The sequence below is a fragment of the Pantoea sp. B270 genome (assembly GCF_018726825.1).
GTDB classification, from domain to species: Bacteria; Pseudomonadota; Gammaproteobacteria; order Enterobacterales; family Enterobacteriaceae; genus Pantoea; species Pantoea dispersa.
Genome location: NZ_JAHCSX010000001.1, coordinates 2,434,731 through 2,442,500, shown reverse-complemented (window position 1 = coordinate 2,442,500; position 7,770 = coordinate 2,434,731). Strand labels below are relative to the sequence as shown.

General features: G+C 54.9%; 6 protein-coding genes, 2 tRNA genes and 2 rRNA genes (1 of these 10 cut by a window edge). 8 read left to right on the top strand and 2 right to left on the bottom strand.

Features of this window, described 5'->3' with window-relative positions:
- The 4 genes from KOL70_RS11730 to KOL70_RS11715 form a co-directional block, all read left to right on the top strand.
- Positions 1-1,770, top strand: a 23S ribosomal RNA gene (locus KOL70_RS11730); it begins 1,135 nt to the left of the window's first position.
- A gap of 205 nt (positions 1,771-1,975) precedes the next feature.
- Positions 1,976-2,091, top strand: a 5S ribosomal RNA gene (rrf, locus tag KOL70_RS11725).
- Between the two features lie 100 nt (positions 2,092-2,191).
- Positions 2,192-2,268 (top strand) — tRNA-Asp (locus KOL70_RS11720).
- Between the two features lie 8 nt (positions 2,269-2,276).
- Positions 2,277-2,352 (top strand) — tRNA-Trp (locus KOL70_RS11715).
- A gap of 104 nt (positions 2,353-2,456) precedes the next feature.
- Here the strand turns inward: KOL70_RS11715 and hdfR are convergent.
- A complete protein-coding gene (gene hdfR, locus KOL70_RS11710; protein ID WP_031279770.1) occupies positions 2,457-3,278 on the bottom strand; it encodes an HTH-type transcriptional regulator HdfR in 822 nt (273 codons plus the stop codon).
- 121 nt (positions 3,279-3,399) lie between these two features.
- On the opposite strand from hdfR, the gene KOL70_RS11705 reads away from it, so the two are divergent.
- Entirely contained in the window at positions 3,400-3,738 is a 339-nt protein-coding gene (locus KOL70_RS11705; RefSeq protein ID WP_021507919.1) for a DUF413 domain-containing protein, read from the top strand.
- Between the two features lie 28 nt (positions 3,739-3,766).
- On the opposite strand, the gene KOL70_RS11700 is transcribed toward KOL70_RS11705, so the two are convergent.
- Positions 3,767-5,287: a YifB family Mg chelatase-like AAA ATPase gene (locus KOL70_RS11700; RefSeq protein ID WP_021507918.1), complete on the bottom strand. Its 1,521-nt coding sequence runs from the start codon at positions 5,285-5,287 to the stop codon at positions 3,767-3,769.
- Positions 5,288-5,615: 328 nt separating this feature from the next.
- Between KOL70_RS11700 and ilvL the strand changes: the two genes are divergently transcribed.
- The 3 genes from ilvL to ilvM all read left to right on the top strand — a co-directional run bounded on the left by ilvL (position 5,616) and on the right by ilvM (position 7,764).
- Positions 5,616-5,714 carry an ilv operon leader peptide gene (gene ilvL, locus KOL70_RS11695; RefSeq protein WP_071813600.1) on the top strand — a complete coding sequence of 33 codons (99 nt, stop codon included), beginning with the start codon at positions 5,616-5,618 and terminating at the stop codon, positions 5,712-5,714.
- Between the two features lie 149 nt (positions 5,715-5,863).
- Complete coding sequence (ilvG, locus tag KOL70_RS11690) at positions 5,864-7,510, top strand: acetolactate synthase 2 catalytic subunit (protein ID WP_021507917.1); 1,647 nt, start codon at positions 5,864-5,866, stop codon at positions 7,508-7,510.
- Positions 7,507-7,764, top strand: a complete 258-nt coding sequence (gene ilvM, locus KOL70_RS11685) for an acetolactate synthase 2 small subunit (RefSeq protein WP_008106624.1) — start codon at positions 7,507-7,509, stop codon at positions 7,762-7,764. Before ilvG ends, ilvM begins: the two co-directional genes overlap by 4 nt.
- Positions 7,765-7,770: the final 6 nt, after the last annotated feature.

The following is a 7,770-nucleotide window of genomic DNA, read 5'->3' as shown; positions in this document are numbered from 1 at the left end:
GGCTAAACCATGCACCGAAGCTGCGGCAGCGACACTATGTGTTGTTGGGTAGGGGAGCGTTCTGTAAGCCGCTGAAGGTGTGCTGTGAGGCATGCTGGAGGTATCAGAAGTGCGAATGCTGACATAAGTAACGATAAAGCGGGTGAAAAGCCCGCTCGCCGGAAGACCAAGGGTTCCTGTCCAACGTTAATCGGGGCAGGGTGAGTCGACCCCTAAGGCGAGGCTGAAAAGCGTAGTCGATGGGAAACAGGTTAATATTCCTGTACTTGGTGTTACTGCGAAGGGGGGACGGAGAAGGCTAGGTTATCCGGGCGACGGTTGTCCCGGTTTAAGCGTGCAGGTGTGAAGACCAGGCAAATCCGGTCTTCTTTAACACTGAGGCGTGATGACGAGCCGCTACGGCGGTGAAGTAACTGATGCCCTGCTTCCAGGAAAAGCCTCTAAGCTCCAGGTAACACGAAATCGTACCCCAAACCGACACAGGTGGTCAGGTAGAGAATACCAAGGCGCTTGAGAGAACTCGGGTGAAGGAACTAGGCAAAATGGTGCCGTAACTTCGGGAGAAGGCACGCTGGCGCGTAGGTGAAGGGACTTGCTCCCGGAGCCGAGGCCAGTCGAAGATACCAGCTGGCTGCAACTGTTTATTAAAAACACAGCACTGTGCAAACACGAAAGTGGACGTATACGGTGTGACGCCTGCCCGGTGCCGGAAGGTTAATTGATGGGGTTATCCGCAAGGAGAAGCTCTTGATCGAAGCCCCGGTAAACGGCGGCCGTAACTATAACGGTCCTAAGGTAGCGAAATTCCTTGTCGGGTAAGTTCCGACCTGCACGAATGGCGTAATGATGGCCAGGCTGTCTCCACCCGAGACTCAGTGAAATTGAAATCGCTGTGAAGATGCAGTGTACCCGCGGCAAGACGGAAAGACCCCGTGAACCTTTACTATAGCTTGACACTGAACATTGAGCCTTGATGTGTAGGATAGGTGGGAGGCTTTGAAGCGTGGACGCCAGTCTGCGTGGAGCCAACCTTGAAATACCACCCTTTAATGTTTGATGTTCTAACGTAGGCCCGTAATCCGGGCTGCGGACAGTGTCTGGTGGGTAGTTTGACTGGGGCGGTCTCCTCCCAAAGCGTAACGGAGGAGCACGAAGGTTGGCTAATCCTGGTCGGACATCAGGAGGTTAGTGCAATGGCATAAGCCAGCTTGACTGCGAGAGTGACGGCTCGAGCAGGTGCGAAAGCAGGTCATAGTGATCCGGTGGTTCTGAATGGAAGGGCCATCGCTCAACGGATAAAAGGTACTCCGGGGATAACAGGCTGATACCGCCCAAGAGTTCATATCGACGGCGGTGTTTGGCACCTCGATGTCGGCTCATCACATCCTGGGGCTGAAGTAGGTCCCAAGGGTACGGCTGTTCGCCGTTTAAAGTGGTACGCGAGCTGGGTTTAGAACGTCGTGAGACAGTTCGGTCCCTATCTGCCGTGGGCGCTGGAGAATTGAGGGGGGTTGCTCCTAGTACGAGAGGACCGGAGTGAACGCACCGCTGGTGTTCGGGTTGTCATGCCAATGGCACTGCCCGGTAGCTAAGTGCGGAAGAGATAAGTGCTGAAAGCATCTAAGCACGAAACTTGCCCCGAGATGAGTTCTCCCTGACCCCTTGAGGGTCCTGAAGGGACGTTGAAGACGACGACGTTGATAGGCCGGGTGTGTAAGCGCAGCGATGCGTTGAGCTAACCGGTACTAATGACCCGTGAGGCTTAACCTTACAACGCCAGAGGCGTTTTGGTCCGAGAGACCGAAAGAATTTTCAGCTTGTGACGGAAAAATTAGCGGAAACGAAAGATTTTGCGCTGAGGCAAGGCGCCGGACGAGACGGTACGAGGGAGCATACAGAAGTATGTGACTGAGTAGCGCGAGGACGGGCAACGCGGCATCAGTGAAAAAGATTCGTTTCGCGCACAAAGAATTTGCCTGGCGGCAACAGCGCGGTGGTCCCACCTGACCCCATGCCGAACTCAGAAGTGAAACGCCGTAGCGCCGATGGTAGTGTGGGGCCTCCCCATGCGAGAGTAGGGAACTGCCAGGCATCAATTTAAGACCCCTAATCGGGTCGTGACCTTCCCGGTGACGCGGAAAGGGCGAAATACCTGAAATCAGCGACGGTCTGATATCAGTACAGAATCGGTGGAGCGGTAGTTCAGTTGGTTAGAATACCTGCCTGTCACGCAGGGGGTCGCGGGTTCGAGCCCCGTCCGTTCCGCCACCCTAATTAGGGGCGTAGTTCAATTGGTAGAGCACCGGTCTCCAAAACCGGGTGTTGGGGGTTCGAGTCCCTCCGCCCCTGCCAGAAAATAATCCTTTGCTTCGGCAAAGGATTTTTTTTGCCTGAAATTCGGCACAGGCAAGAGCCTGAGTTTCATTTCTTCCACTCAAACTCCCTCAATTATTGCTTCAGTGAGTCAGGACCGGATATTTAAGCAGCTGACGAATGTGTGCCTGTTGATCGCTATTCTGCAGCCATACTGCATATAACGGTCGCACTGCGACAGGTGTGTCTGGAATAACCATCAAATCGCTATAAATGCCGTGCCAGAAATCAGGTAAAAAAGCGCAGGCTCCCGTGGTATGCAGCAATTCGCGGGTCACATGTGCTGAAGTGGTAGTTAATACCGGTACGTCATCACTGGAAAGATAACTTTCATGCTGATGGAAATCCGCGCCCCACTCGAGTTTGATGTAATCATATTTTTCACGCTTTTCAGTTTTGCGTGCGCGAAAGAGTGCGAGTGAAATATGACCGATCTGCTGACTGGTGAGTTCATCCATTTTTGGCGCTTCGGTGGTGATCAGCAGATCAAGCTGGCGCTCATGTAACTGCTTGACCAGCAAATGGCGCTGAGCAATACGTGCTTCCAGATGCAGGCTCTCCCGGTTCTCGTATAGCGTCTGCAGCCAGGGCGTAAGATACGCTTCCCAGAGCGATGCACTGGCACCGATTGATAGCTCATGGTGCTGCTGGGTATGCGAAACCTCCTTCTTTGCCATCAGCCAGGTACTCATCAGGCTCTCAGCGTAGGGCAATAAGCGCTCGCCTGCTGAAGTCAGCCGGATATTATTGCGGTGACGGGTAAAAAGATTAACGCCCAGCTGATTTTCCAGCTGACGGATGCGAAAACTAACGGCAGATTGCGTGAGGTAAAGCGCTTCAGCAGCACGCCCGAAATGACGCGTTCTGCTCACTTCGAGGAAAGTTTTCAGTAATTCCGTATCCACAGCATTCTCCCAAAAAATGTTTGTCGTACTGATTTAAATGTTTTGTTTTACACTCTGTCAAGCCTATCTAATACTCCGCGCCATAAATAGCACGGCCATATGAGAATCAGGAGCGTGTAAGATGGCGGACAGCTTCGCAACAACTAATCGTTTCTTTGATAACAAACATTACCCTCGTGGTTTTTCGCGTCATGGTGACTTCACCATTAAAGAAGCTCAGCTTCTGGAACGCCACGGATACGCTTTCAACGAACTGGATCTCGCTAAGCGCGATCCGGAGACCGAAGAAGAGCGTCTGTTTATTGAAGTCTGTCGTGGTCTGCGTGAGCCGCAGACTGAGGCTGAACGTGTCTGGTCAAAATACACTGCACGTATCAAGCGTCCGAAACGTTTTCATACCTTGTCCGGCGGTAAACCGCAGATGGACACGGTGGAAGACTTCAGCGATAGCGACGATTAACATGACGGGGCTGATTTCAGCCCCGTTGTCATTCCAGGCTTTTATGCAGGTAAATCAGTAAACGATCGATACTGCGATATCCCACCGCCTCCTGCAGATGCTGACGCGTAATCTGCCGTTCACCCGCTAAATCTGCGATGGTTCTCGCCACCTTTAAGATGCGCTGCCACGCACGCACCGATAATCCCAGTGCATTCAGGATCTCCTCCAGCCATTCCGCGTCCTGCTGCTGTAACACACAATCACGGGCGATCTCCGGATTCGACAGCTGCGCATTCACTTTGCCCGCGCGTGCCATCTGTATCGCCCGGGCGGCCAGTACGCGGGCGCGCACCTGCGCGCTGGTTTCGCTGTGCTGCTGCTTCTGGCTGAGCGAGCCGCCCGGTAGCAGCGGAATCTCCAGCGACAGGTCGAAGCGATCCAGAAACGGGCCAGACAGCCGGCTGAGATAGCGCAGCACCTGCTGCGGCGTGCAGCGATTATGATTCCCCTGATAATGACCCGTCGGGCTGGGATTCATTGCACCAATCAGCTGAAAGCGCGCAGGGAAAGTGACTTTGGCGCGGGAACGGGAAATGGCGATTTCACCGGACTCAATCGGCTCGCGTAACGCATCCAGCGCTTTGCGCTCAAACTCGGGCAGTTCATCAAGAAACAGCACCCCATTGTGCGCCAGCGAAATTTCGCCCGGCCGCGGCAGGGATCCTCCGCCGACCAGCGCATACAGCGATGCGCTGTGATGAGGCGCTCTGAACGGCCGTCTACGCCACTGATGATGTAGCGTACCGCTGCTGACCAGGCTGGCAATTGCGGCGCACTCCAGCGCTTCCTGGTCATCCAGCGGCGGCATAATGCCGGGCAACCGGGTTGCCAGCATGGTTTTACCGGTGCCGGGCGGGCCCAGCAGCAACAGGTTATGGCCACCGGCGGCGGTAATTTCCAGCGCGCGCCGTCCCTGCTGCTGGCCAATAATATCGCTCAGGTCCTGCTGCTCGTGCGGCACCGTTTCAGGCTGGTAATGGGCGACCGTCAGCGCCGTCTGGTTATGCAGGAAAGCGCAGATCTCCACCAGATGCTTGCCCACCAGCGTTTCACCCTGTTGTATCAGGCCGACATCCTGTTGATTCTGCTCCGCTAAGACCATCTGACGTCCGGCCTGCAGCGCCGCCATGGCAGCAGGAATCGCGGCCTGAACGCCACACAGCGCGCCGTTTAGCGCCAGCTCACCCAGGAACTCATAATGGGCCAGCTTATCGCCTGGCAGCTGCTCTGAGGCCGCGAGAATGGCGATAGCGATCGGCAGGTCGTAGCGCCCACCCTCTTTAGGTAAATCAGCTGGCGCGAGATTAATGGTGACGCGCTTCGCCGGAAAGGTGAAACCGCTATTGATAATGGCGCTGCGCACGCGTTCGCGGGCTTCTTTGACGGTGGTTTCCGGCAGACCAACCAGCGTCAATGCTGGCAGACCGTTGCTGATATGCACTTCAATCGTCACCAGTGGAGCCTGCACTCCGAGCGCCGCGCGTGTTAATACTTTCGATAAAGACATAACCGCTCCTTGTTGCCTTTATCCTTGCTGAAAAAAATCCACACGGCGACCGCTGAAACTATCATCCTGAAGCGGTATTCAGGAAAATCGCTGCGCTTTTCATCCTGTTCATTAATTTTCGCAGCCAGATCGCAAAAGCAAAATAACGGTTGCGTCGCGGGCGTAATGAATAATTATCACAAATGCGAATAACCTTTTACTTACAAAGCGATAACGCACGCCAGCTGCGCGCGTCATAAAATTTCCCGATGAAAATTATTGTAAATCCCCTGCTAACTATGGTAACTCTGTAGGTATTACTTCGAACTAACGAAAAAACAGACGACACATGAAAGCCCTTCTACAAGTGATTAGCCTAGTCGTGATTAGCGTGGTGGTGATTATTAACCCACCGTGCGGGGCTACGCTTGGAGAAAGAAAGGCTTAAAAATCAAGCCTGGAATTCGAAAAACCCCCGCACCGTAAGGTCCGGGGGTTTTTTTTCGACCAGACGAAATATCAGCGAATCAGCGAGGAACAGATTATGAGCAGTAGCATAAAATTCTGTTGTTCCAGCAGGAATACAGGAGAATAACCATGACAGGTGCACAGTGGGTAGTTCAGGCTTTACGCGCGCAGGGTGTCGACACAGTGTTTGGTTATCCTGGCGGAGCAATCATGCCAGTGTACGATGCGCTCTACGATGGCGGCGTGGAACATCTACTGTGTCGTCATGAACAAGGTGCGGTGATGGCAGCGATCGGTTATGCGCGTGCGACCGGCAAAACCGGGGTTTGCATTGCGACTTCCGGACCGGGCGCCACCAACCTGATCACCGGACTGGCCGATGCGATGATGGATTCCGTTCCGGTTGTCGCCATCACCGGGCAGGTCTCTTCAGCGTTTATCGGTACCGACGCCTTTCAGGAGATCGACGTTCTTGGCCTGTCATTAGCCTGCACTAAACACAGCTTCCTCGTTGAATCGCTGGATGATTTACCCTCGGTGATGGCGGAAGCTTTCGCCATCGCGCAGTCCGGCCGTCCGGGACCAGTGCTGGTCGACATTCCCAAAGATATTCAGATTGCCAGCGGTGACCTGACGCCGCACCTGCTGCCGGTTGAAGAAGCACTGAGCCACTCACCGCAGCACATTGCCGAAGCGCGCGCGCTGATGGCGCAGGCGCAAAAACCGATGCTGTATATCGGCGGCGGTGTCGGCATGGCGCAGGCCGTCCCGGCGCTGCGGGCTATGGCGCAGGAGACCGGCATCCCGATGGTTTCTACCCTGAAAGGACTGGGCAGCGCCGAAGCCAGCAGCGATCTCTATCTCGGTATGCTCGGCATGCACGGCACCAAAGCGGCCAACCTGGCGGTGCAATCCTGTGATTTGCTGATTGCCGTCGGCGCACGCTTCGACGACCGCGTCACCGGTAAGCTGGATACCTTCGCGCCGCACGCCAGCGTCATTCATATCGATATCGATCCGGCGGAATTGAACAAACTGCGTCGCGCTCACGTTTCGCTGCAGGGCGATCTCAACCAGGTGTTGCCGGCGCTGAGCATGCCGCTGCAGATCGACGGCTGGCGTACTGAAGTTAAAGCGATGAACGCGGAGTTCGCGTGGCGTTACGACCATCCCGGCGAGGCGATCTACGCGCCGCTGCTGCTGAAGCAGTTGTCAGATCGTAAACCTGACAGCGCGGTGGTAACTACCGACGTTGGCCAGCACCAGATGTGGGCGGCGCAGCACATGCGCTTCAGCGCGCCGGAAAACTTCATCACCTCCAGCGGTCTGGGCACCATGGGCTTTGGGCTGCCGGCTGCGGTAGGCGCGCAGGTTGCCCGTCCGGATGACACCGTTATCTGCGTGTCCGGTGACGGCTCAATCATGATGAATATTCAGGAGCTGGGCACCATCAAGCGTAAGCAGCTGCCGGTAAAAATCCTGCTGCTGGATAACCAGCGTCTTGGCATGGTTCGCCAGTGGCAGCAGCTGTTCTTTGATGGTCGCTACAGTGAAACCATCCTCACCGATAACCCCGATTTCCTCACGCTGGCCAGCGCCTTTGATATTCCGGGCCAGCGCATTAGCCGTAAAGATCAGGTCGACGCCGCGATTGATGCTCTGCTGAACAGTGAAGGTCCTTACTTCCTGCATGTTGCGATTGATGAGCATGAAAACGTCTGGCCACTGGTACCGCCGGGTGCCAGCAACGCAAACATGATGGAGAAAACCGTATGAACCAGCATCAATTGTCTATCGAAGCCCGCTTTCGCCCTGAAATATTGGAGCGCATTTTGCGCGTCGTGCGTCACCGTGGCTTCCAGGTCTGCGCGATGAATATGGCGTCCGCCGTCAATGCGGAGAACATTAATATCGAAATGACCGTTGCCAGCCAGCGCTCTGTCGATTTACTGTCTTCGCAGTTAAGCAAACTTATGGATGTCGCCTGTGTCGAGATCCAGCAACAGACAACACAACAAATCCGCGCCTAGTCGCCA